Here is a 23,642-nt window from a genome sequence, read left to right as displayed (position 1 = left end):
CACCATGCGCACTTCCACGAAGAAGGTCGTCCTCGCAGCAGCCCTCGCGGGCCTGCTGCTGCCCCTGGGTGCGTGCAGCGCCCAGAGCAGCGCCGACGACGGAACCTCGCCGATCAAGGTCGGAGTCATCGGAGACTTCAGCGCCGGCAGCGCCGACATGGGCGTCGCCATGCGCCAGGGCGTCGAGATGGCGGCCGACGAGTTCAACGCCGACGGAGGCGTCGACGGCCGCGAGGTCGAGCTCGTGTTCTACGACGACGAGGGCGATGCCCAGAAGGCGACCACGGGCGCACAGCATCTGGCCGATCGCGAGAAGGTCACCGCGGTGCTCGGCAACCCGAACACCGGCACGGCCATCGCCACGGTCAAGGTCACCCAGGCGCGCGGCGTCCCCCAGATCGTCCCGATCGCCCAGTCCCCGGAGGTGATGGAGGGCGACACCGAGTACACCTTCCGGACCTCGGCCACCAACCCGATGGACATCGCCGTACTAGTCGAATACGCCAAGTCGCAGGGCTGGGAGAAGATCGGGCTGCTGCACGACACCTCCGCCTACGGGCTCTCCGGCGTCGACCTCATCGAATCCCAGGTCGCCGAGAGCGGACTCGACCTCGTCGCGACCGAGCGGTACGAGGTGGGCGCCGTCGACCTCACCCCTCAGGCACTCAAGCTGAAGAACGCGGGCGCGGATGCCGTGGTCATGTGGAGCCTCGGCGCGGACGGCGCCCGATTCGCGCTCAACACCGACGGCATGGGATGGGACGTCCCGCTGCTGGGCGGACGCGGTCTGCTGTTCAACATCTTCGGCGAGCTCGCCGGCGCCGCCGGCGAGGGGACCTACGCCACCGGCGGGTTCGACATCACCAAGCCCGAGGGCGCGGCGTTCGCAGAGATGATGCAGGACACCTTCTCCACGACCGACTCCATCGACTTCGCCGTGCTCGGGTACGACGCCGCGAGCGTCCTGTTCGACGCGATGACACGGGTCGGTGCCGACGGCGCCACCGACCGGGACAAGGTGCGCGACGCCATCGAGGAGACCACCGACTTCCCGACCGTCCACGGTCAGGAGGGCGCGTCGATCTCGTTCGGGCCGGACGATCACGAGGGTGCCAGCGAGAGCGCTGTCGTCGTGGTGACGTACGGACCCGACGGCTGGTCGACGAACTGATCCGGATCGCACTGTGGAGACATTCATCCAGCTGACCCTGGTCGGCCTCACGACCGGCACGATCTACGGGATCGTGGCGCTCGGATTCTCGATCATCTACGCGTCGTCCTCGATCCTGAACTTCGCTCAGGGGGACTTCGTCATGGTGGGAGGGATGACGGGCGCCCTCATCTACGGCACGACGCAGAACTACCTGCTCGCAGCCCTCGGCGCCCTCGTCGCGGGCGTCGCGATCGCCGGCGTCGTGTACTTCGCGGCGGTCAAGCCGCTCCTGGCGCGACGCGCCAGCGCGATCGTCATCGTCATGGCGACGCTCGCGCTGGCGATCGTGATCGAAGCCGTCGCCCAGCACCTGTTCGGCCCGTCGATCCGGCACCTGCCGCCGATCGTCTCCGGCGGCTCCGTGCAGATCCTCGGCGCAGCCGTCGGCATCCAGAACCTCATGGTGCTCGCCATCACGATTCCGCTGGTCGTCGTGCTGTGGCTGTACCTGTACCGGACCCGCTCCGGGCTCGATGTACGGGCCGTCGGCGTCGATCGCGGAGCCGCTGAGCTTCTCGGCGTGCGCACGCGCCGCATCACGATGGGCGGATTCCTCGTCAGCGGCCTCCTCGGAGCGCTCGCGGGGTTCCTGCTCACACCGATCCTCGGGGCGACGCCGACCATGGGACTCAGCTACTCGGTGACCGGCTTCATCGCCGCGGTGGTCGGCGGCATCGCCAACCCGTTCGCCGCCCTGGCCGGAGGCGTGGTCGTCGGCCTGCTCGAGGTCTACGTGTCGGGGTACATCAGCTCCTCGTTCACCGAGGTGGCCGTGTTCCTGATGCTGCCGATCGCCCTGCTCCTGAGACCTGATGGCTTCTTCGTCCCGAAGGTGGCGCGCAAACGATGAACTCGAAGAATCTCACCCAGCCGCGGATGATCCAGAACTGGATCATCGCCGCGATCCTGATCGCGCTCGCGGTCGTCCCGCTGTTCGCCGACTCGTTCACGGTGCGGATGGCGACGCTCGCCGGGATCGGCAGCATCCTCGCCCTCTCGCTGAACCTGCTCTACGGGTTCGCCGGTCAGATCTCGTTCGGACACGGCGGCTTCTACGCGCTGGGCGCGTACGGCGCCGCCCTGGTCGCGCAGAACCTCGTGTCGGATCTCGCCGTCGCCATCCCCATCGCCGTGATCGCGACGATCATCATCGCCTCGCTCATCGGCGCGCCGGTGCTGCGTCTGCGCGATCACTTCCTCGGGCTCGCGACGCTCGCCGTCGGTCTCGTGATCTACACCGTCCTTAATCAGTGGACAGACCTCACCGGGGGCCCGAGCGGCATGAGCATCCCGACGACAGCGCTGTTCGGGATCGAACTGGACAGCACGATCTACCACCTGCTGGTCATCGTGATCCTCGCCGTCGTCGTGATCGGCATCACGACGCTGGTGAATTCCAAGGTGGGCTGGGCGCTCCGCGCGCTCAAGGCGGATGAGGCCGCGGCCGCATCCGTCGGCATCAACGTCGCGAAGTACAAGATCATCGCGTTCGGGATCTCTGCGGGGATCGCCGCCCTCGGCGGCACGCTGTACGCGTTCCTCGACAACTACATCGCACCGGAGACCTTCGGCATCCACGCGTCGATCATGATCCTCACGATGGTGGTCGTCGGCGGGCTGGGATCGAACCTCGGCGCCGTGATCGGCGGGGCGTTCTTCATCTCGCTGCCGATGCTGTTCATCGAGGTGCAGGAGTACCAGCACGTGATCTACGGAGCGGTCCTCCTCCTGTTCATCCTGTTCCTGCCCGGCGGCATCGCCGGCATCCGACTGCGGAGGTCCTAGCGACATGAGCGAACACGTACTCGCCCTGGAGGGCGTATCGAAGCAGTTCGGCGGACTCAAGGCGCTCTCGGACGTGTCGCTGCGCATTCCGGCGCGCTCCCGGTACGGGCTGATCGGGCCGAACGGGGCCGGCAAGTCCACACTGATCAACGCGATCACCGGCATCTCGCCGCCCAGCAGCGGGAGGGTCGTGCTCGACGGCTCCGAGATCCAGGGACGCCGAGCGCATCACATCGCCCGGCTCGGCATCGGGCGGACGTTCCAGACCTCGGCGGTCCTCGCCGGGATGACGGTTCTGGAGAACGTCGCCGTCGGAGCGTTCAAGAAGCTGACGGCGTCCGACGCGGAGAGCGTGTTCGCCCTCCCCCGGGCGCGCAGGCAGCAGCGCAGTGCGAGCGAGGCGGCCGAAGCCCTGCTCGACGAGGTCGGGCTCGCGGATCTCGCGCACCGGCCAGTGGAAGAGCTCCCCTACGGGAAGCTGCGTCTCGTCGAGATCGCGCGGGCACTGGCATCCGATCCGCTGCTCATCTGCCTCGATGAGCCGGCCGCCGGCCTGAACCCCTCCGAGGTGGAGCAGGTCGGGCAGACGCTGCGCGGCCTCGAGAAGCGGGGCGTGGCACTCCTGCTCGTCGAGCACAACATGAAGCTGGTCTTCTCCGTCGTGGACGAGCTGACCGTCCTCCATCACGGGTCGGTCATCGCCCAGGGCGACCCGGCCACCGTTCGCGAGCACCCCGAGGTGCTCGAGGCCTACCTAGGGAGCCGACGTGGAGAGTGAATCGAAGGCGGCACGCGTCGCCGACCTGCTGAGCGTGCAGGATCTCGTCGCCGGATACGGGCGCAACCGCGTCCTGCACGAGGTCAGCCTGTCGGTCGCTCCGGGAGAGGTCGTCGCGCTGATCGGCGCGAACGGCGCCGGCAAGACCACGCTGATGTCGACGATCCTCGGCCGGATCGCCCCGATGTCCGGAACAGTGTCCTTCCAGGGCGCGAGTCTCGGGCGCCGCTCGGTTCAGGAGCGCGTGCGGGCGGGTCTTGCCCTCGTCCCCGAAGGGCGGGAGCCGCTGGGACCGCTGTCCGTCGAGGACAACCTGCTCGTGGCGAGGGCGCGCACCGGCGATGCGAAGCGCAGAGCCGAGGTGCAGGAGCAGCTCGACCAGGTGTACGAGCTGTTCCCCCGGCTGAAGGATCGTCACAAGCAGCAGGCAGGGTCCATGAGCGGCGGGGAGCAGCAGATGCTCGCGATCGGCCGCGCGCTGATGAGCAAGCCCGACCTGCTCATGCTGGACGAGCCGTCGCTGGGCCTGGCACCCACGATCGTCGACACGGTGTTCGAGGCACTCGGCCGCCTGGGCGCATCGGGGCTGTCGATGCTGCTCGTCGAGCAGGATGCCTTCCTCGCGCTGGACTTCGCCGACCGGGGCTACGTGCTCGACACCGGCTCGGTCACACTCGAGGGACCCGCGAAGACGCTCGCCGCCGACCCGACGGTCAAGGCCTCGTATCTCGGAATGGGCTGAGCCACCCCATGAGCCGGCTCGGCCTGTGGCCCGGGCTCGCCCTGTCCGTCGGCGCGGGGGCGCTGGTCGCCCTCCAGTCCCGGTACAACGGCGAGCTCGGGTCCGAGCTCGGCAGCTCCTATGTCGCAGCGCTGATCTCGTGCTGCGTCGGCATCGGCGTGCTGCTGGTGCTGACGCTCTCCTCACGCAGAGCGACGGCCGGCCTGGGCGCAGCGGTGACTATGCTCCGTCGACGGGGCGTGCCGCTGTGGGCGCTGAGCGGCGGGTTCGCCGGCGCGTTCCTGGTGCTCGCCCAGAGCGCGGCGGTGCGGTCGCTCGGAGCCTCGCTGTTCGCGGTGGGCAGCGTGGCCGGGCAGACCCTCACCGGGCTCGTGCTCGACCGGTTCGGGCTCGGTACGGGCACACGAGTGCCCATCCGGCCGCTGCGCGCGCTCGGCGCCGCGCTGGCGGTCGTCGCCGTGCTCGTCGCAGGACTCGGAGTGCACGCCGTCGCCTCGGTGTCGTGGCTCGTGATCCTTCCGCTGCTGGCGGGAGCCGGGACCGGGTGGCAGGCAGCGGTCAACGGCCGGCTCCGCCAGGCGACCGGCAGCACCCTGATCGCGACCCTGCTGAACTTCAGCGTCGGGCTGGCCGCCCTCATCCTCACGGCCGTGGTCGCTGTGCTCCTCACCGGGATGCCGACGACCTGGCCCGCCAACCCCCTGGCCTACCTCGGCGGAGCAGCCGGTGTCGCGTACGTGCTCCTGGTCACGTTCGTCGTCCGCGCGACCGGAGTGCTTCTGCTCGGGCTGTCGACCGTCGCCGGTCAGCTGCTCGCATCGGTCGTGCTCGACGCGTTCCTGCCGCTCGGGCCCCGCCCCGACGCGTCCGTGCTGATCGGCATCCTGTTGAGTCTGGCCGCGGTGGTCGTCGCCGCGACACCGGGTCACGGCGTCACTGCCGCATCGCGCCCACGGCTGCCGCGACCTCGATGAGATCCTGCGACCATTTCTCGCCGCGCTCGCGCGTGTAGCGCGCGACGGGGAGGGCGATGCTCAGGGCCACCCGCTGACCGCCGAACTCGCCGAGCGAGATCGACAGCGCGGCCACACCGGGTTCGCTCTCTTCGAAGTTCCACGCGATCCGGGACTCTCGGATGTCGTCGAGCTGATCGTGGAGCGACTCCAGATCGACGTCCACGTGCTGCCCCCGCGCTCCCGCGAGCACGGTCTTGTACCGGGCATCCACCTCTTCATCGCTCAGGTCCGCGAGCAGCGCCTTGCCGCTGGAGGTGACATGCGCGGGAAGCCAGACGCCGACGCGCAGCCCGAAGCGGAGCACGTGCGTGCGCGCCTCGATGCCGTCGAGGTGCAGCACCCTGGTACCGACGAGGCCGGCGAGATGAACGGTCTCGCCCGTGCGGTAACGCAGTTCCTCGAGCGCCGGACGCAGCCGATCGGTGAGCTGAGGGACCCTCGTCGCCAGCCCGGGGTTCTGCATCGCGGGCCCGACGAGGTAGCGCCGGTCCTTGGCCTGGACGGCGAACCCGTCGTGCACGAGGGTCGCCAGGAGCCGCTGCGCCGTCGAGGCGTTGACGTCGAGGGCGGACGCGGCCTCGGTCACCCCCAGCGAGCCCTCCTCGACGAGGATCTTGAGCAGGACGAGAGCTCGGTGGACCGACTCCACTCGCGATGCATCTTTGCGTGTCACGCAAATCATAGTAACCAGGATTGCTTCCAGCGCAACATACCTCTACCATCGCTTCATCCGGAAAAACTCCGGACCCCAACGAACAATGAAGTCTCCTGCGAGGTATCGATGTCGATGAACCCGGGCACCCAGCGCGGCGCGATCGTCGTGGGTGCGTCCAGCGGAATGGGCGCTGCCGTCGTGCGGCGCCTCGTAGCAGACGGCATCCGCGTCGCCGCCCTTGATCTCGCATCAGCGACCTGGCCCGACGACCTCGGCGCGACGTTCACCGGCGCGATCGACGTCACCGACGCCACCGGCGTCGCCGATGCGATCACCGGAGCCGCGACCGCGCTCGGCGGCGTCGACATCGTCGTGAACTGCGCCGGCATCCTCGGCCCGGTGGCGGCGACCGTCGACACAGAGCAGGAGACGTTCTCGCGCATCGTGAACCTCAACCTCGGCGGCGCGTTCGCCGTCACGAAGGCCGCGCTCGCCCACCTGCTGCCCCAGGGATCCGGGCGGATCATCCATATCGCCTCGATCGCCGGCAAGGAGGGCAACCCGCAGATGGCGGCGTATTCGGCGTCGAAGGCCGGCGTCATCGGCATGGTCAAGTCGGTCGGGCGCGAGTACGCGGCCAGTGGCGTGACCGTCAACGCGATCGCCCCGGCATCCATCGACACCCCGCTCATCCAAGCCATGTCGCCTGAGCGGCGCGACGTGCAGAAGTCCCTGATCCCCATGGGCCGCTTCGGCACCGCCGAGGAGATCGCCGGCCTCGTCGCCTACATCGCCTCCCCCGAATCCTCGTTCACCACCGGCTTCGTCTTCGACGCGTCCGGCGGACGAGCCACCTACTAGGAGCACCATGGACAGCATCACTCGCAGCGCGATCGTCACCGGAGGCGCCGGCGGCATCGGCCGGGTCGTCTCCGAGCGGCTCGCGGCCGCCGGTCATCGGGTCGTCATCGCGGACGCGTCGGCAGGAGCCGCCGAGCAGGTCGCGGCATCCCTGCCGACGCCGAACGGCGACCACCGCATCGCCGCCGGCGACCTCACGAACCCCGAGACGAACCGGGCGGCCGTCGACGCGGCGCGCGAGCTCGGCATTCTCAGCGTCGTCGTCAACGGCGTCGGCATCTCGCCGAAGGACGAGGGGCACAAGCGCCCGTTCTTCGACATCTCACCCGACGAGTGGGATCTCGTCATGGGCGTGAACGTCAAGGCGCCGCTGCTGATGGTGCAGGAGGCGTTCCGCCACATGCCGAGCGACGGAACCGGGTCGATCGTCAACATCCTCTCGATCGTCTCGAAGCTCGGCACCGGCGGACTGCCCGGCGCCCCGTTCCCCCCGTACCTCCCCTCGTCGGCGGCCTACGCCGCGTCGAAGGGCGCCCTGCAGAATCTCACCGCGACGCTCTCGCGCGAGCTGTCCGGCTTCGGCATCCGCGTCAACGGCGTCGCCCCGGGGTTCGTGCAGACCCAGATGACCGGCGGCGTGCCGTCGGCCGAGACGGAGCAGATGATCGGGCAGGTCCCGATGGCGCGCTTCGCCCAGCCCAGCGAGATCGCCGATGCGATCGAGTTCCTCATCAGCGACAAGGCGTCCTACATCACCGGCGCCAGCCTCGACGTCAACGGCGGCATGATCACCTGCTGATCCGCCGCTCCCCCGAACCCCCGACAGAACAGGACATCACGATGTCGACGAAGACAGCACTCCTCTCCGAGACCGCGAGCACACGCGCTCCGGGCAACCAGAGCAAGCGCTCGTCGCTGGCCGGATTCATCGGCTCGGCGCTCGAGTACTACGACATGTACATCTACGCCTCGGCGTCGGCGCTCGTGTTCGCGCGCGTCTTCTTCCCGGATGCCGGCGCCACGGGACTGCTCTACTCCCTGGGCCTCTACGGCGTGGCGTACATCGCCCGCCCGCTCGGCGGGTTCCTCGCCGGCCACCTCGGCGACCGCTTCGGCCGGCGGAACATCATGATCCTGACGCTGCTCGTCATGGGCATCGCCACGTTCCTGATCGGATGCCTGCCCTCGTACGACTCCGTCGGCATCCTCGCCCCGACCATGCTTATCATCCTGCGTCTCTGCCAGGGGCTGTCGGTGGGCGGTGAGCTGTCGGGCGCGTCGTCGCTGACGCTGGAGCATGCCCCCGCGAATCGTCGGGCGCTGTATACCTCGTGGGCGATCAACGGCATCTGGGTCGGCTACATCCTCGCCACGCTCGCCTTCATCGGCGTCGCCGCCCTCCCCGAGGAGCAGCTCGTCGCGTGGGGCTGGCGAGTGCCGTTCTGGCTGAGCGCCGTCATCCTCATCGTCGGCCTCGTCATCCGCCGCACCGTGCGCGACACCGAGGCGTTCACGACCGAGAAGGAGCTCGGCACCACGGCCAAGGTTCCACTCGGCGACGTGCTGCGCAACCAGCCGTTCGACGTCATCCGCGTGATCTTCGCCGCATTCCTCGTCGTCATCAGCACCACGGTGCCCGTGTACGGCCTCACCTACGCGACCAACGTCGTCGGCATCGACGCGAGCACCATGCTCTGGGTCGTCATCGTCGGATACGTCGTCGCCCTCGTGACGCAGCCGCTGATGGCATCGCTCAGCGACAAGATCGGCCGCAAGCCCGTGCTGATCGGCGGCAACCTGTTCGGCGCCGCCGCCGTGTGGCTGTTCTTCTGGGCGGTCGCCGAGGCCAACATCCCGATGATCTTCGCGGGCGTTCTGCTGTGCGTCTCGATCGGTTTCGCGGCGACGAACTCCGTCTATCCCTCCTACTTCAGCGAGCTGTTCAGCACGCGCTACCGTGTGACCGGAATGGCCGTCGGCCTGCAGCTCGGGCTCGTGCTGACTGGTTTCTCCCCTGTCATCATCCAGGCGATCTCCGCCGCGAACGGCAACGCCTGGTGGCCCGCCGCCGTCTTCACCTCGGTCGCTTGCGTGATCTCCGCGATCGCGATCGCCTCGGGGCGTGAGACCTACAAGACGCCGCTCGACCGGCTGGGGGTGACCCGATGACCGCCCTGACGACCGACCTGCTCGTGCTCGGCAGCGGGATCGCCGGGCAGACCGCGGCCACCGCCGCCGCCGAGGCGGGAATCGACGTGATCCTCGCCGAGAAGACGGCGTCCCTCGGCGGCTCGACGGTCATGAGCGGCGGATGGTTCGCGTTCAGCGACACCGAGGAGCAGCGCGAGGCGGGCGAGAACGACTCGCGCGAACTGTTCCTGAAGGACATGCAGGAGGTCGGCGAGTTCCGCAACGACCCGACGCTCCTGAACGCGTATCTCGATCGCCAGGAGGCCGCGTACCGCTGGCTCAAGGATCACGGCGTCCGCTTCCGCGAGATCGAGATCAGCTCGGGGCAGTCGGCCAGGCGCAGCCACAACTCGGCGATCGTCGATGTGATGGCGGGCCTGCACGAGCAGTTCGAGACAGCAGGCGGGACGACGCTGCGCGAGCACCGTGCGATCCGCCTGCTCACCGACGAGACCGGACACGTCACCGGCGCACGCCTTGCGGGCCCCACCGGTGAGGTCGACGTGACAGCTCGGCAGGGCGTCGTGCTCGCCACCGGCGGCTTCAGCCGCGGCGAGGAGCTGCTGGGCATCTTCGCGCCCGAGCAGCTGGCCGCGCTCCCGTTCGGCGGCAGGGGCAACACCGGCGACGGACTGCGGCTGGCGTGGAAGCTCGGCGCGGACATGGCCGACATGTCGTTCGTGAGCGGCACGTACGGCTCGCACCCCGAGACCGGCGACGTGCACGAGCTGCTCACCGCGTACTACATGGGCGCGATCATCGTGAACCGCGCCGGTGAGCGGTTCACCGACGAGTCGCAGTCGTACAAGACGCTCGGCACCGCCGTGCTCCGCGAGGAGGAGGGTCTGGGGGTCCAGATCTTCGACGCATCCGTTCGTGCGCTCTCGCACCCCGGCATCCCTCTGAAGGACATGGATGCCATCGAAGCGCTCGGCCACCTGCACCACGCGGACACGCTCGAGGAGCTTGCGGCCATCGTCGGCGTCGACGCCGGACGCCTGGTCGCGACCGTCGAGCGGTACAACCGCGCGATCGACGCGGGCGAGGCCGACGAGCTGGGACGCACGAGCCTGTGCAACGGCGTCGGCGAGCTCCGCCCCATCGTCGAGGCCCCGTTCTACGCGTACCCGGCCAAGTCGCTCATGACGACGACGTACTGCGGCGTGAAGGTCACCCCGGATGCCGAGGTGGTCGACGTCGAGGGCGAGATCATCCCCGGCCTCTACGCGATCGGCGAGGTGGTCGGCGGGTTCCACGGCGCCGCGTACATGACGGGGACGTCGCTCGGCAAGGGCGCGGTCTTCGGCCTGCACGTGGCCCGCCAGGCGGCGGCGCGTGCTGAGGAGGTGCCGGCATGAACGCCTTCGATGTGATCGTGATCGGGTCGGGCATCGGCGGCTCGTCCGCCGCTGCGGCCGCGGCACGCGCCGGAGCGCGCGTGGCCCTGCTGGAGAAGTCGGCCTCGTTCGGCGGATCGGCGGCCCTGTCGGCCGGGATGCTGTGGACAGCCCCAGACGTGGAGTCCTACCGCCGTCGCATCCCGAACGGCGAGATCGCCCTCGGCGAGCGGGTCGTGGCGGACTTCGCGGATGCGATCGCCGAGGTCCGCGCCACGGGCGCGCGCGTGGCGGACGAGCCGACGCGCGACATCATGACGTTCGGCATCGGGTACTCGACCGACATCCATGCGATCCTCGCCGCGTGCCGGGATGCCGTCACCGCGGCCGGCGGCGTCATCGTGTCGGAGGCGCCGGTGCGCGAACTCCTCGTCGATGCGGGCCGCGTCGTCGGCGCCGTCGCACAGACGCCGAACGGACCGGTCGAGTACCGGGCGCCGAGCGTCGTGCTCGCCACCGGCGGTTTCGGCCGGGACCCCGAGCTCCTCACCCGGTACGTCGGCCCGCAGTCCGACAATCTGCTCATGCGCTCGCACGTCGGCAACGTCGGCGACGGACTGCGCATGGCCTGTGCGGCGGGCGCCGGCGGCAGCAGGTCGATGGCCTCGTACTACGGGCATCTCGTGCCGTGGCCGCTCGAGGAGTTCGAGCCGGAGCACTACCTGCCGTACTCGCAGTACTACTCCGGTTCGACCGTGTTCGTGAACATGCGCGGAGAGCGGTTCGTCGACGAGACGCTCGGCGACGAGATCATCAATCAGGTCGTGGTCGGGCAGCCCGACAGCCGCGGGGTGCTGATCTTCGACGAGCACGTGCATCTGACCGAGGCGCGCTCCGAGCCGTTCCCCGGCCTCGGCGCCACCGACCGCTTCGAGACGGCCAAGGCCGCCGGCGGTCTGTGGGCGAGCGCCGACACCATCGACGGGCTCGTCGCGCAGGTGGCGGAGTGGGGTGTGGATGCCGCGACGCTGAGCGCCACGCTGGCTGCGTACCGCGGCGCGGCGGAGGCCGGTGGCGGCTGGGCGTCGGGCGCCCCTGTGGCCGCCGATGCCCGCGCACCGCAGACGGCGCCGTTCCACGCGCTCATGGTGCAGCCGTCGATCACGTTCACGTTCGGCGGCGTGCCGATCTCGACACGGGGCGAAGCGCTCGATCCGGACGGTGCACCGATCCCCGGCCTGTACGCGGCGGGGGCCGACATCGGCGGTCTGTCGAACGTCGGCTATGCCGGCGGACTGGCGCCGGCCTACATCACCGGCCGGTGGGCCGGACGTTCAGCAGCCCGCGCGGCCCTGAATGAGACATCTCAGGAGAGGACACACGCATGAGCATCACGACGGATGTTCTGGTCATCGGCGGCGGCGGGTCGGGCCTGGCCGCGTCGATCTCGGCCGCGACGAGCGGCGCGAAGGCGATCGTGCTGGAGAAGTGCCCCCGCCCGGGCGGCAGCACCGGCATGTCGGTGGGCAGCTTCACCGCCGCGAACACCGCGTACCAGTACCGCGCCGGTGTCAACGACTCGATCGAGCTGTTCATCGAGGACATGAAGGTCGCCAACGGCGCCGACGAGGCGCGCGAGAACGCAGCGCTGCGTCGGGTTCTCGCCGAGAACGCCGGATCGACGCTGGAGTGGCTGTCGAGCATCGGCGTGCAGTTCCTCGGACCCACCCCTGAGCCGCCGTACGAGAAGCCGCGCATGCACAACGTGCTGCCGAACTCCGGCGCGTACGTGACGGCACTGCTGCGCGAGGCGCGCAAGCGCGGCGTCCGGGTCATCACGGATGCCCGTGTCGACCGTCTGCTGCGCAACGCGGCGGGCGAGGTGATCGGGGCGAGGGCGAACGGCAAGGAGTACTTCGGCCGACGAGCCGTGGTGCTCGCGACGGGCGACTACTCCGCAGCCGCGGACCTCAAGGCGGCATACGTCGGCGAGGATGCCGCTCGGGTCCCCGCCGTGAACAAGACGAACACCGGTGACGGGTTCCGACTCGGCAGCGACGTCGGCGGTGTGATGCTGCAGATGGACCGGCTGTACGAGGGGCTGCGGTTCCCGCCTGGACGCTTCCCCGATCCGATCAAGCTGCTGCCGTCGCATCCCGTCGTCTCGCGCATGGTGCGTCTGGTCGCCGAGCGGCTTCCTGCGCGGCTCCTGGCCGTGCTGCTGCGCGGCGCGCTGACGAGCTGGGTCGGGCCGAACAACACCATGTACGGCGCGGGGGCGATCCTCGTCAATGAGCAGGGCCGCCGTGTCGCGAACGAGGACTCCGACAAGCTGCTCGCCCGGGGCGTCGCCGCGGACAGCAACAAGGGGTACATGGTCTTCGACGAGGCGCTGGCGAAGCGGTTCTCGGCGTGGCCGAATCCCGTGTCGACCTTCCCCGGCGTCGCGTACGCGTACGTCGGCGACTACGCACGCTACCGGCCCGACATGTTCCACAAGGCCGACACGCTCGAGGAGCTCGCCGAGAAGGCCGGGATCGATGCTTCGGGGCTTCGGGGCACAGTGCAGTCGTTCCGTGAGCACGCGGCGAGGGGCGAGGACCCCGAGTTCGGCCGCACCGCTTTCGGGGCGGGCATCGGCGACGGTCCGTACTACGCGCTCGGACCCATGCAGTCGTACATCACGCTCGCCGACGGAGGTCTCGCCGTCGACACGGAGTTGCGGGTGACGACGCCCGAGGGATCCGTGATCCCGGGCCTGTACGCGGCCGGGTCCACCGGTCAGGGCGGTCTGCAGCTGCTCAATCACGGTCTGCACATCGGCTGGGCGATGGTCTCGGGACGCATCGCCGGTCGCCACGCGGCTCAGGCCGAAGCGCGTGCGGATCTCGTCGCGGTCGGCCCGCAGGACTCGGTGCTCGAGACGCCGGTCGAGGAGCTCAGCGTCATCCGGTAGCGCTCCCCACCCACCCGAGAATTCCTCTGCACGTCGAGAATCGCGCTGGCAGCAGCCGTCTCGCCGCGCAGGGGATTTCTCGTGTCAGGGGGTGGCGTCAGGACGACTTCTTGCGGTTCCAGCTCGCCTTGCCCGGGGCGAACGGGCTGCGGATGTGGATCGACCACGTCGAGTGCGGGTGGATGCGCAGCAGCGCCGTCTCGTAGAACTGCACCGCTTCGGGTGAGAGCCCGGGCAGCACGGCATCCTTGTCGACCGTGTCCTCCTCGCGCGGGCGCAGGGCCTTCCAGACCAGCTGCACCTCGGGGGCCCCGGTCGGGATGCCGTCGAGGTCGATGACCGCACGATCCCAGGGCAGCGTCAGCCGCGGGTCGCGCTTGTACACCCACGCGCGCGGGGCACCGTCCTCGGCATTGACCTGCAGTACCCATGCATTCTTCTCGTCATCGCGGATGAGCACGGGCTGGAGGTCGGCATCCGTCGGGGCCTCGGCGAACGGGATGAACTCGTCCTCGTCGCCCGAGGGCGCCCAGGCACTGTACCCGGTGGGCAGGCCTGCGACGAGGGCCGCGAGGTCGCTTGCGACGACACTGACGTCGATGTTCGCGCGCTCCCGGATCGGATGGCCGAGCCAGCGATCCAGCGCCGCGCCACCCGACAGCCACCAGCGCACGGATGCCGTCGACAGAAGCTCGGCCACCGCCTGCGGGTCACGTGGCTCCCATGGCGTGTCGGCGGCAGAAGCGGGCATAGAACGAGGCTACCGCGCGCGCGGATCCGAGCTGCCCGGCCGCTCGAGCATCGCCCACAGCCCCCGGAACAGCGCCGCCGACTCGGCAGACCCCAGATGACCGGTGAGCTCTCGCTGCACTTCGACGACCCGCGGGGCCAGTCGCGCGTGCTCCGCCGCGCCGTGCGCGGTGAGCGTCACGACGTTCCGTCGCGCATCGGATGCCGCGCGCTGTCGCGCGATGAGACCGGACTTCTCCATGCGACGCACGAGATCGGCGATCGTGGACCGGTCGAGGTCGACCTCGTCGCCGAGCTCGCGCTGGCTGGCCTCGCCGAGGCGCTCGAGCACGGCGAGGATGCTGTACTGCGTGCTCGTGATGTCGGGATCGGCCACCCGGGCCCAGGTCGCCAGGTGCAGTTGCTGCGCGCGGCGGATGAGGTTGCCGACGTGGCGTTGCGGCTCCGGGAGATCTGCCATGGTCATCACGGCATCCATCCTCTCAAGTCGACAGCGTCGAACCGGCGATGCCGTATCAGTTTCGTCGGTTCTGAGTGCGGTGAAACCGACCGAACTGATACAGCATGGCGCGTCCGCACCGTGCGCGCCTCAGGTGACCGGCAGAAGGAAGCCGGCGAAGAAGTCGCGCAGCTCCTCGCGTGCTGACAGCGGCAGCACCTGAGCGACGTACTGATCAGGGCGCACGACGACGACGGCGCCCTCCGGTGCGACGCCCCGCGCGTGGAAGATGTCATCGGCATCCGCCGCCCACACCTTCTCCCAGTCCTGCAACCCGAGCGGACCGGACTTCGGCAACAGGATCTCCGGCAGCGAGGTCACGTCGACGTCGTGCCGCGACCCGCGGAACACCGCGTGCGCCTCGATCACACTGTCGATGTCGGCATCCGGTGCGGTGAACGCGCGAACCGGAGAGTCCGAGCTGTCGGCGAGCCATGTTGCGAACTCCCGCAGCCCAGCGCCCGACGCGTCTCCGAACGCGTAGATGCGCCAGCGTCCGTCGGCGCGGTGCGAGTGACCAAGCTCCATCCGGCGGGCGTCCGCCACTCGCCACACCGGCGCCGAGTGGAACCGCGTCCCGATCTCGAATCCGCTCGCGAGCTGCTGGTGCTCGGCGGTCCCGGTCAACGTCGATGGCGTGTAGGTGGTCGCGATCCCGGCGGTGTAACGGCCCTGGCGGGCGAACTCCGCCTGCATGTCGGCCGGCGAGACGCCGCCGCGCTCTGGATGCTCGGGGTCGAGCGCCGGCTGCGCGATGAATGCCGACCAGTGCTTGTCGAATGCGATGAGGTCGGCGGCGATCGCCTGGCGCTCCTCGGAGTACGTGCGCAGAAGCGCGGCATCCGAGCGTCCCTGCAGCACCGCGGCGAGCTTCCAGCCGAGGTTGAACGCATCCTGCATCGAGACGTTCATGCCCTGACCGGCCTTGGCGCTGTGGGTGTGGCACGCGTCTCCGGTGAGGAAGAGATGCGGGACGGCATCCGCCGGTGACTCCGCCGTCAGGTCGTCGAAGCGGCCGGCCACGCGCTGGCCGACCTCGTAGACGCTCGACCAGGCGACCTGCTGCACGTCGATCGAATACGGATGCAGGATGGCGTTCGCGACGTCGGTGAGCTGCTCAGCCGTGGTGCTGCGGATGGTGCTGTCGCCGGCTGACACGGCGCCGAGGTCGACATAGACGCGCACCATGTTCCCGCCCTCGCGCGGGATCATCAGCAGGCTCCCCTTGCCGTCGGACTGGATGACGTTCTTGGTGCGCCAATCCGGGAAGTCGGTGGTCGCGAGCACGTCGATGACGCCCCACGCGTGGTTGGCGGCGTCGCCTTCGAGACGGATGCCGAGAGCACGGCGCACGTTGCTCCGAGCGCCGTCGCAGCCGATGACGTACTTCGCGCGGACGGTGAACTCGGAGCCGTCCGTGCGCCGCAGGGTGGCGATGACGGGATGCTCGGAGTCGGCATCCATCTCATAGCCGACGAACTCGATGCCGTAGTCGGCGTCGAGCTTGCTGGCGGACTTCGCGGCGTGCTCGAGCAGGAACTGCTGCATGCGCGCCTGGTTCACGATCACGTGCGGGAATTCACTGAGTCCGGCAGGAGTGTCCTCCACCCAGCCCGTGCGGGCGATCCTCGAGCGATCGTGGTCGGATGGCCCCCAGAACCGCACCTCGTTGACCCAGTACGCCTCACGGACCAGCGCATCGGCGAGGCCGAACGCCTGGAACATCTCCACCGTGCGGCACGCGACGCCGTCGGCCTGGCCGACTTCAAGCGGACCTTCGCGGCGCTCGATGATGCGGGTGGTGATGTCGGGGAAGGCTGCGAGCTGGGCGGCGAGCACCGTGCCAGCGGGGCCGGTGCCGACGATGAGCACGTCGAGGGCGTCCGGAAGATCCGCTGAGCGATCGGCGACCTGGGGGGCCGCGATCTTGATGTCGGGATCGCCGGGGCGGTAGCCGTCTCGGTAGAACTGCATGGGATCTCCTTCGATCGCCCGGGATAGTTGGGGTGCCAACGATTGTACACACCTTCTTCCGATCCGAGTACACCGAGACGCCGGACGGATGCCGCGTGCCAAGCTGGTCCCCATGGCGAACTCCTCGTCCGGCGACTCGATGACCGATCGGATCGTGCGCGTGCTCGACACGTTCACGAACGACCGGACCATGCAGACCGCCTCCGAGATCGCGGGTCGCACCGGGCTGCCGCCGTCCAGCGCGCACCGCATCGTCGGGGACCTCATCAGGGCCGGCCTGCTGGAGCGCGACGAGGAGAATCGCGTACGGCTCGGCATGCGCCTGTGGGAGCTCGCGCTGCGTGGATCGAGCGCACTGCGACTGCGGCAGGCGGCGCTGCCGCACATGGAGGGCGTGCAGGCGATCATCCGCGAACACACGCAGCTCGCCGTCCTCGAACATGAGGAGGCCCTGTTCCTCGAACGCCTCTCGCACCCGGATGCCGGGGCCAACATCACCCGGATCGCGGGACGCCTGCCGCTGCACGCGTCCTCGTCCGGCTTGGTTCTGCTGGCGTTCGCCGATCCCGCCGTGCGCGAGCGCGTGCTCGCCGCTCCCCTGCGAGCCGTCTCGCGAGACACAGTGACGGATGCCTCGGCGCTCCGGTCGCTCCTCGCGTCGATCAGGCGGCGGGGCTTCGTCATCGCTCCCGGATCGATCGAAGCCGTCTCCACCGGCATCGCCCTACCAGTGCGCGATCACGGTGAGGTCATCGCCGCACTTTCGGTCATCCTGCCGCGGGATGCCGCGACCGAACCGGCTGTCGCTGCACTCCTGGATGCGGCAAGGGGTATCGAAGGCGCCCTGCGCGCGATGCGTTGAACCCGGGGCCCGCTCCCATTCAATGAGAAGGATGCCGAGTCCCCGAGTCCGTCGTTGCAGACTTGTGCGCAGCATCCCCGTCGAAGGAGACACCGTGAGCACCAGCATCCGCACCGAGCCTGTCAGAACCCAGGTCGCGATCGTCGGGGCCGGCCCGGCCGGCCTGATCCTGTCCCATCTGCTCGCCGAGGCCGGCATCGAGTCGGTCGTCATCGACCAGCGCTCGCGCGAGGAGATCGAGTCGACGATCCGCGCCGGCATCCTCGAGCAGGGCACGGTCGACCTGCTGACGGCGATCGACCCGAACACCCGCGTGCACACGGTCGGCGACCGGCACGACGGCATCGAGCTGCGCTTCCAGGGCGCGGGGCACCGCATCGACTTCCGCGAGCTCGTCGGCCGCAGCGTGTGGCTCTACCCGCAGCACGAGGTCCTGAAGGACATGCTCGCCCTGCGTCTGGGTGCGGGGCAGGACCTGCGCTTCGGCGTCACGGCATCCCGCGTCGAGGGCGTGGACAGCCAGCTCCCGCGCGTGGTCGCCACGACTGCCGACGGTGAAGAGCTCATCATCGACGCCGACTTCGTGGTCGGCGCCGACGGGTCGCGCTCCGTCGTGCGCCCGGCGATCACCGGCGACTCGCGCAGCGGCTACTTCCGCGAGTATCCGTTCGCCTGGTTCGGCATCCTCTGCGAGGCCCCGGCGAGCGCGGAAGAGCTCATCTACAGCAACTCCGAGAACGGCTTCGCGCTGATCAGCCAGCGCAGCCCCGAGGTGCAGCGGATGTACTTCCAATGCGACCCGGATGCCGATCCGAATGCGATGAGCGAGGCGGAGATCTGGGAGACGCTGCAGTCCCGCGTGCCCGGCACGACGTTGAAGGAGGGCCAGATCTTCCAGCGCGACGTGCTGAGGTTCCGCAGCTTCGTCGCGAGCGAGCTGCGCCACGGCCGTGCTGCGCTCGTCGGCGACGCCGCGCACACCGTTCCGCCCACCGGCGCGAAGGGCATGAACCTCGCGGTGGCCGATGTCGTGCTGCTCGCCCGCGCACTCGGCGCACTGTTCGACGAGCGCGACGAGCGCCTGATCGACTCCTACGCCGAACAGGCGCTGAAGCGCATCTGGAAGGCGCAACACTTCTCGTGGTGGATGACGAGCATGCTGCACCTGCTCCCAGAGCACAACGAGTTCGACCGCCGGCGCCAGCTCGGCGAGCTGCGGTCGGTCACCGACTCCGAGGCGGGCCGCACCTACCTCGCCGAGGCCTACACGGGCTGGCCGCTCGATTGAGGTTCAGCTATCCGGCGGGGTCCTGTCGACGGTGGGATAGACCGCGCCAGCTGGCCCGCCTCAGACGGAGCGCCACTCGTCGCTCATGAGGTGGGCACCGGCCTGCGGTCCCATCTGGAGCATCCCGCCGTCGATTGCGATCGAGGTTCCGGAGATGTACGCCGCTCTCGGGGAGGCGAGGAACGCGATCAGTGCTGCGACCTCGCGAGCGTCTCCCGGACGCCCCATCGGGATGCCGGCACGGTGAGTGCCGTGCGGATCCTGATCGGTCTGCCCGGTCATCGGCGTCGCGATCTCGCCCGGCGCAACGCTCACCGCCGAGATCCCGCTTCCGCCGAGTTCGAGAGCGATGTTCTTCATCAGACCGCTCAGACCGTGCTTCGCCGCGTCGTACGCGCTCGATCCGACCATCGGCTGATGCGCGTGCACACTGGTCACGGCGATGATCCGCCCGCCGCGCCCCGCGCGCACCATCTGACGCGCGGCACGCTGAATGCAGACGAACGCACCGGTCAGGTCCACATCGAGCACGTGCTTCCACTCGTCGAGACCCACGTCGAGGAAGGGCGTCTTCAGGCCGGTGCCGGCGTTGTGCACGAAGACGTCGAGTCCGCCGAGTTCTTCGGTGAGACGGTCGATGACGTCTCCGCATGCCGGGATGTCCGCGACATCGAGCGGGGCGATCAGCGCGCGCACCCCGTGCTCGCGCACCTCTGAGGCGGTCGCCTCTGCTCCTGCCTCATCCGTGCGCCATGTGATGCCGACATCGAAGCCGTCGGCGGCGAGCGCCACGGCCGCGGCTCGGCCGATGCCCGAGTCCGCGCCCGTGACGATCGCGAGACCCCCGCGTTCGGTGAGGGTCATGGCTCAGCCGCGAGCGGCGGGCTTCCGGTTCTCGGCACTGACCATCCACGCGAACTGCTCGAGCTTCTCGATGATCGCGTGCAGGATGTCGGCGCTGGTGGGATCTTCCTCGTCGACGGCATCGTGCACGCCGCGCATGGTGCCGACGGTCGCCTCGAGCCGCACCGTGATCAGATCCACGGTCTCCGTCGTGTCGATTTCTCCCTGCGGATACTCGGGCAGTGTCGTGGTGGATGCCACGGTGTCGCTGCGTCCGTCCGGGACGTGGTGCAACGCGCGCATCCGCTCGGCGACCGTGTCGCTGAATTCGCGCGCCGCCTCGATGATCTCGTCGAGCTGCCGGTGCGTGTCGCGGAAGTTGCGCCCCACGACGTTCCAGTGCGCCTGCTTGCCCTGCATCGACAACTCGAGCAGGTCGACGAGTACCGCCTGAAGGTCCTCGCCGAGCTTCTTCGACGCCACGAAGCCCTTCTCAGCGTTCTGCCGTCGTGTGCTCTTCTCCCCCGTGCCTCCGCGGGCCGTACGCGTGTTCTTGGTCGTTGCCATGATGACCTCCTGGCCGCGACGGTACCGGCGCCGATCCGTCGGATGCAGGGGCTTGACTATCGCGAACACGCGTGCGAGCCCGGAATCTCCATGCGGTCGCCAGCAGCACGAGCACCGCCAGCACGATCGCGGTGGATGCCACGACCGGAGCCGCAGGCTCCCCGGCCCAACGACCGACGGCGATCCACACGAGTCCCCATGAGGTCGCGATGGCGGGTGCCCACCGACCGCCGCGCCAGGCGGTGAACAGGGCGATGAGTCCGGCGACGATCAGCGTGATCGTCCCTGGGACGCCTGGAGCCTGCGCCCAGGACTCGATGCCGACATCCGCCAGCCACGCGGCGAGATTCGCCGCCGCTGCCACGGTCACCCAGCCCAGATACAGCCCGATGACGCCGTCGATGAGCACGATCTCGGCCACCGTGCGACGCCCGTCCCGTCTACATGCCCGCACGAACGTCATCAGCAGCACCCCGAGAAGGACCACGATGATCACGAACGACTCCGCGATGCGCCAGGCCAGCACGCACACGATCCAGACGGCGTTCAGAAGAGCGGATGCCGCGATGCCGTAGCCGACCGCGCGGTGGCGCGGCTTCGCAGCCTGCGCGGGTACCAACTGCCAGATCGCGTACGCGACGAGGCCCAGGTAGATGACCGACCAGACCGAGAAGGCGAACCCGGCGGGTGCCAGCACCGTGGCGTCCGCCGCGAAGGCGCCGCCTGCGGCATCCGCGATGCTCGCCCCGCCGAACAGTCCTGAGCCCGCCAGCGCAGCCACGATGGACCCGGCGATCGTCAGCGCGACGACGATCCGACGAACGCGATCAGACTTCTCTGTCTGGGACATGCCCCCAGAGTAGAGGCGAGTGCCTCGGGCTCAGCCGGCGGCGGGCGGCGTGGCGCAGACGTTGAGGTCGGAGATGACCGCGTGGTACTTGTCGGCGGTGAACGGGAGCCCGAACTCGGGTGCCGTCTGACCCTCTGCCGCTGGCGCCTTGGAGGCGATGGCAGCGAGTTCCCAGGCGAGGTACGCAGCCACACTGCCCCCCGAGGCCGAGTTGTTCAGGACGACCGCGACGGTGAACCCGGTCTCCGGATCGGCGTAGGCGGCCGAGGCGTAGCCGGGCGTCCACCCGTGTTGACCGATCAGCGGACCGACCATGTACGCGCCGCCGGTGACCTGGTACCACGAGTCGGCCTTGGCCGAGACCGGCAGGGGCTTCGCGAACTGGCTCGGCTCAGCGCCCTCACGCAGTCCCTCGCGTGCGGCGGCCTGGATGAAGCGGCCGAGATCGCCGATCGTCGACACGGCGCCGGAATTGGTGAAGCCGGTGCTCGACGACACCTTCGTGATGTCCACAGGGGCGGTGCAGTCGTAGCCACCGCCTTCGACCGCGTTGAGATAGTTACCGCTCAGTGGGTCGTCACCCGGCGTCGCGGGGGCCGGAGCCGGCAACGACGTGTGCTCCAGTTGAAGCGGGTGCGCGACGTACTTGGCGATGAGCTCGGATGCCGTCATGCCGGAGGCGCGCTCGAGCGCCTGCCCCAGAAGCAGGTATCCGGCGTCGGAATCGCGGTAGGTCGTGTGCGGCTCGGTGAGGCCGGCGCCGAGGCCGTAGGCCGCGAGCTCCAGAGGCGCCCACACGCGCTCAGGGGTGTTCTGCCACATCCCGCGGACGGCTGCCTCGGATGATCCGATGCCGCTCGTGCCGTTGCACAGATCGAGCAGGGTGACGTCCGTGAGGTCGGCGACACCCGAGACGTACTCGGGCACGGCGGCGTCGAGTTCGACGGTGCCCTCGTCGGCGAGCGCGTACAGCACCTCGCACGTCATGATGCGCGTCGTGTTCGCGATCCGGAAGGACATGTCCTTCGTCACCGGCGTCGTGTTCTCGACGGACTGCGTTCCCAGACCAGTGACCCAGGTTCCGCTCCACGGCACCCACACGCCGACGATGGCGCCGGTCGCGCCGACCTTTTGCATCGCGTTCTCGACGGCGGCCTGCAACTGAGCAGACGTGTCGTCGGGCAGCGGCTGATCCACCTGAGCCGGAGGAGTGTAGGAGAAAGTCTCCTCCGACGTGCATCCGGTCAGAACGAGCGCGAGCGCGACGGCGCCGGCGGCGACGGCGCGCATACGGCGCGACGGGCGAAGGTGCATGAAGAGTCTCCCCGATGATCTATCCACCGAGTCTAAGGTGCGGTGCCGAGAAGTCCGGCGCGCTGCGCCCCGCTTGCGGGAGACATACAGTAATGACCATGCCCCACATCTTCGACGCCGACGTGGTCGCGGCCATCCTCCGCCACATGAACGGCGACCACACCGATGACAACCTCCTCATCGCGCGTGCGTTCGCAACGGCATCCGATCTGCCGATCACGGATGCCGTCATGACCGATCTCGACGGGGACGGCGGCGTGTGGCAGATCACCCGCGCCGGGATCCCCGAGGAATTGCGCGTGCCGTGGCCAGGCGGATCGATCGACGAGCGCCCAGCAGTGCGCCGCGAAGTCGTCGCGCTGTACGACGCGGCTTGCGAGAAGCTCGGCATCGAACCCCGCCCACACGCCTGATCGTGGACCATCCCTGAGCGTGACCGCGCTCAGGCGCTTGAACCGAGCCCGGAAATCCGCGGTTCCGGTTAAGGTTAGGTTGCCCTTACACTGGTGCCATGGCTGAACTCATCTCCTTCTCCGCGGCCCTGCGCGAGCGCTCCTCCAGCTCTCACTCCCGCAGCGAGCACGCCGGGTTCATGGCCGATCTGCTGAAGGGCGAGGGCTCGCGCGAGGACTACATCGCGCTCGTCTCGCAGCACTACTTCATCTACGAGGCGCTCGAATCCGCGGGCGAGCGGATGCGCCGCGACCCGGTGGCATCCGTGTTCATCAGCGACAAGCTGACGAGGCTGCCCGCGCTCGAAGCCGACCTCGAGTTCCTTCTCGGCGACTCCTGGCGCGAGATCATCCGTCCGCTGCCGACGACCGAGCGCTACGTCGCCCGGATCAACGAGGTCGGCGCCACCTGGGCGGGCGGCTTCGTCGCCCACCACTACACCCGCTACCTCGGCGACCTGTCCGGCGGCATCTTCATCGGCCGTGTGATGCAACGCCGCTTCGGCTTCGAGACGAACGGCGTCGGCTTCTACCTGTTCGACGACATCGCCGACCCGAATGCGTTCAAGGACGTGTACCGCGAGCAGCTGGATGCCGCGCCCTGGGATGAGGCCGAGCGCGAGCGCGTGATCGACGAGGTGCTTCTGGCGTACCGGTTCAACACCGAGCTGTTCGAAGACCTCGACCGGGCGCGCGTCGCCGCCTGACTC

Annotated in this window: 24 protein-coding genes; 16 read left to right on the top strand and 8 right to left on the bottom strand. The window is 69.1% G+C overall.

What is annotated here, in order from left to right; translation table 11 throughout:
* Positions 1-4 precede the first annotated feature (4 nt).
* The 6 genes from LQZ87_RS05575 to LQZ87_RS05550 are packed head-to-tail and all read left to right on the top strand — an operon-like array spanning position 5 to position 5,492.
* Positions 5-1,171, top strand: coding sequence for an ABC transporter substrate-binding protein (locus LQZ87_RS05575; protein WP_230102475.1), 1,167 nt, complete (start codon positions 5-7; stop codon positions 1,169-1,171).
* A 13-nt stretch (positions 1,172-1,184) separates the two neighbouring features.
* Entirely contained in the window at positions 1,185-2,063 is an 879-nt protein-coding gene (locus LQZ87_RS05570; protein ID WP_230102474.1) for a branched-chain amino acid ABC transporter permease, read from the top strand.
* Complete coding sequence (locus tag LQZ87_RS05565; protein WP_230102473.1) at positions 2,060-2,998, top strand: branched-chain amino acid ABC transporter permease; 939 nt, start codon at positions 2,060-2,062, stop codon at positions 2,996-2,998. Before LQZ87_RS05570 ends, LQZ87_RS05565 begins: the two co-directional genes overlap by 4 nt.
* 4 nt (positions 2,999-3,002) lie before the next feature.
* Positions 3,003-3,776, top strand: a complete 774-nt coding sequence (locus tag LQZ87_RS05560; RefSeq protein ID WP_230102472.1) for an ABC transporter ATP-binding protein — start codon at positions 3,003-3,005, stop codon at positions 3,774-3,776.
* Positions 3,766-4,518 carry an ABC transporter ATP-binding protein gene (locus LQZ87_RS05555; RefSeq protein ID WP_230102471.1) on the top strand — a complete coding sequence of 251 codons (753 nt, stop codon included), beginning with the start codon at positions 3,766-3,768 and terminating at the stop codon, positions 4,516-4,518. Before LQZ87_RS05560 ends, LQZ87_RS05555 begins: the two co-directional genes overlap by 11 nt.
* A gap of 8 nt (positions 4,519-4,526) precedes the next feature.
* Positions 4,527-5,492, top strand: coding sequence for a DMT family transporter (locus tag LQZ87_RS05550; protein ID WP_230102470.1), 966 nt, complete (start codon positions 4,527-4,529; stop codon positions 5,490-5,492).
* Here LQZ87_RS05550 and LQZ87_RS05545 read toward each other — a convergent pair.
* The gene (locus LQZ87_RS05545) at positions 5,452-6,207 is read right to left on the bottom strand and encodes an IclR family transcriptional regulator (RefSeq protein WP_230102469.1); all 756 of its coding nucleotides are present in this window, start codon (positions 6,205-6,207) and stop codon (positions 5,452-5,454) included. The genes LQZ87_RS05550 and LQZ87_RS05545 overlap by 41 nt on opposite strands.
* A gap of 108 nt (positions 6,208-6,315) precedes the next feature.
* On the opposite strand from LQZ87_RS05545, the gene LQZ87_RS05540 reads away from it, so the two are divergent.
* The 6 genes from LQZ87_RS05540 to LQZ87_RS05515 are packed head-to-tail and all read left to right on the top strand — an operon-like array spanning position 6,316 to position 13,533.
* On the top strand, positions 6,316-7,050 hold the full coding sequence (locus tag LQZ87_RS05540) for an SDR family NAD(P)-dependent oxidoreductase (protein WP_230102468.1): 735 nt from the start codon (positions 6,316-6,318) through the stop codon (positions 7,048-7,050).
* 7 nt (positions 7,051-7,057) lie between these two features.
* A complete protein-coding gene (locus LQZ87_RS05535) occupies positions 7,058-7,849 on the top strand; it encodes an SDR family NAD(P)-dependent oxidoreductase (protein ID WP_230102467.1) in 792 nt (263 codons plus the stop codon).
* A 41-nt stretch (positions 7,850-7,890) separates the two neighbouring features.
* Positions 7,891-9,219, top strand: coding sequence for an MFS transporter (locus LQZ87_RS05530; protein ID WP_230102466.1), 1,329 nt, complete (start codon positions 7,891-7,893; stop codon positions 9,217-9,219).
* Positions 9,216-10,598 carry an FAD-dependent oxidoreductase gene (locus tag LQZ87_RS05525; protein WP_230102465.1) on the top strand — a complete coding sequence of 461 codons (1,383 nt, stop codon included), beginning with the start codon at positions 9,216-9,218 and terminating at the stop codon, positions 10,596-10,598. The genes LQZ87_RS05530 and LQZ87_RS05525 overlap by 4 nt, the downstream gene beginning before the upstream one ends.
* Positions 10,595-11,965, top strand: a complete 1,371-nt coding sequence (locus tag LQZ87_RS05520; protein ID WP_230102464.1) for an FAD-dependent oxidoreductase — start codon at positions 10,595-10,597, stop codon at positions 11,963-11,965. Before LQZ87_RS05525 ends, LQZ87_RS05520 begins: the two co-directional genes overlap by 4 nt.
* A complete protein-coding gene (locus tag LQZ87_RS05515) occupies positions 11,962-13,533 on the top strand; it encodes an FAD-dependent oxidoreductase (RefSeq protein WP_230102463.1) in 1,572 nt (523 codons plus the stop codon). The genes LQZ87_RS05520 and LQZ87_RS05515 overlap by 4 nt, the downstream gene beginning before the upstream one ends.
* Positions 13,534-13,630: 97 nt before the next feature.
* Here LQZ87_RS05515 and LQZ87_RS05510 read toward each other — a convergent pair whose 3' ends face one another.
* From LQZ87_RS05510 to LQZ87_RS05500, 3 genes are all read right to left on the bottom strand, one after another.
* Positions 13,631-14,284: a hypothetical protein gene (locus LQZ87_RS05510; protein WP_230102462.1), complete on the bottom strand. Its 654-nt coding sequence runs from the start codon at positions 14,282-14,284 to the stop codon at positions 13,631-13,633.
* 9 nt (positions 14,285-14,293) lie between these two features.
* Positions 14,294-14,749, bottom strand: coding sequence for a MarR family winged helix-turn-helix transcriptional regulator (locus LQZ87_RS05505; RefSeq protein WP_230102461.1), 456 nt, complete (start codon positions 14,747-14,749; stop codon positions 14,294-14,296).
* 123 nt (positions 14,750-14,872) lie between these two features.
* Positions 14,873-16,756, bottom strand: a complete 1,884-nt coding sequence (locus LQZ87_RS05500) for an FAD-dependent monooxygenase (protein ID WP_230102460.1) — start codon at positions 16,754-16,756, stop codon at positions 14,873-14,875.
* A gap of 112 nt (positions 16,757-16,868) precedes the next feature.
* Here LQZ87_RS05500 and LQZ87_RS05495 point away from each other — a divergent pair, with 112 nt between their 5' ends.
* The gene (locus tag LQZ87_RS05495; protein ID WP_230102459.1) at positions 16,869-17,618 is read left to right on the top strand and encodes an IclR family transcriptional regulator; all 750 of its coding nucleotides are present in this window, start codon (positions 16,869-16,871) and stop codon (positions 17,616-17,618) included.
* 94 nt (positions 17,619-17,712) lie between these two features.
* Positions 17,713-18,906 carry a 4-hydroxybenzoate 3-monooxygenase gene (locus tag LQZ87_RS05490; protein ID WP_230102458.1) on the top strand — a complete coding sequence of 398 codons (1,194 nt, stop codon included), beginning with the start codon at positions 17,713-17,715 and terminating at the stop codon, positions 18,904-18,906.
* A gap of 60 nt (positions 18,907-18,966) precedes the next feature.
* Here LQZ87_RS05490 and LQZ87_RS05485 read toward each other — a convergent pair whose 3' ends face one another.
* From LQZ87_RS05485 to LQZ87_RS05470, 4 genes are read right to left on the bottom strand one after another with little or no spacing between them, the layout of a single operon-like run.
* The gene (locus LQZ87_RS05485) at positions 18,967-19,770 is read right to left on the bottom strand and encodes an SDR family oxidoreductase (RefSeq protein WP_230102457.1); all 804 of its coding nucleotides are present in this window, start codon (positions 19,768-19,770) and stop codon (positions 18,967-18,969) included.
* A gap of 3 nt (positions 19,771-19,773) precedes the next feature.
* Complete coding sequence (locus LQZ87_RS05480; protein WP_230102456.1) at positions 19,774-20,316, bottom strand: DNA starvation/stationary phase protection protein; 543 nt, start codon at positions 20,314-20,316, stop codon at positions 19,774-19,776.
* Positions 20,243-21,166, bottom strand: a complete 924-nt coding sequence (locus tag LQZ87_RS05475; protein WP_230102455.1) for a tryptophan-rich sensory protein — start codon at positions 21,164-21,166, stop codon at positions 20,243-20,245. Before LQZ87_RS05475 ends, LQZ87_RS05480 begins: the two co-directional genes overlap by 74 nt.
* Positions 21,167-21,196: 30 nt before the next feature.
* Complete coding sequence (locus LQZ87_RS05470) at positions 21,197-22,480, bottom strand: serine hydrolase domain-containing protein (protein ID WP_230102454.1); 1,284 nt, start codon at positions 22,478-22,480, stop codon at positions 21,197-21,199.
* A gap of 98 nt (positions 22,481-22,578) precedes the next feature.
* Here LQZ87_RS05470 and LQZ87_RS05465 point away from each other — a divergent pair, with 98 nt between their 5' ends.
* Both LQZ87_RS05465 and LQZ87_RS05460 read left to right on the top strand, forming a co-directional pair.
* Complete coding sequence (locus LQZ87_RS05465; protein WP_230102453.1) at positions 22,579-22,893, top strand: DUF2470 domain-containing protein; 315 nt, start codon at positions 22,579-22,581, stop codon at positions 22,891-22,893.
* Between the two features lie 98 nt (positions 22,894-22,991).
* A complete protein-coding gene (locus LQZ87_RS05460) occupies positions 22,992-23,639 on the top strand; it encodes a biliverdin-producing heme oxygenase (protein ID WP_230102452.1) in 648 nt (215 codons plus the stop codon).
* Positions 23,640-23,642: the final 3 nt, after the last annotated feature.

It is taken from the genome of Microbacterium sp. Bi121 (assembly GCF_918698005.1).
In the GTDB taxonomy this organism is placed as follows: domain Bacteria; phylum Actinomycetota; class Actinomycetes; order Actinomycetales; family Microbacteriaceae; genus Microbacterium.
The sequence above is the reverse complement of the archived record's forward strand: the minus strand, read 5'-3'. Positions and strand labels throughout refer to the sequence as shown.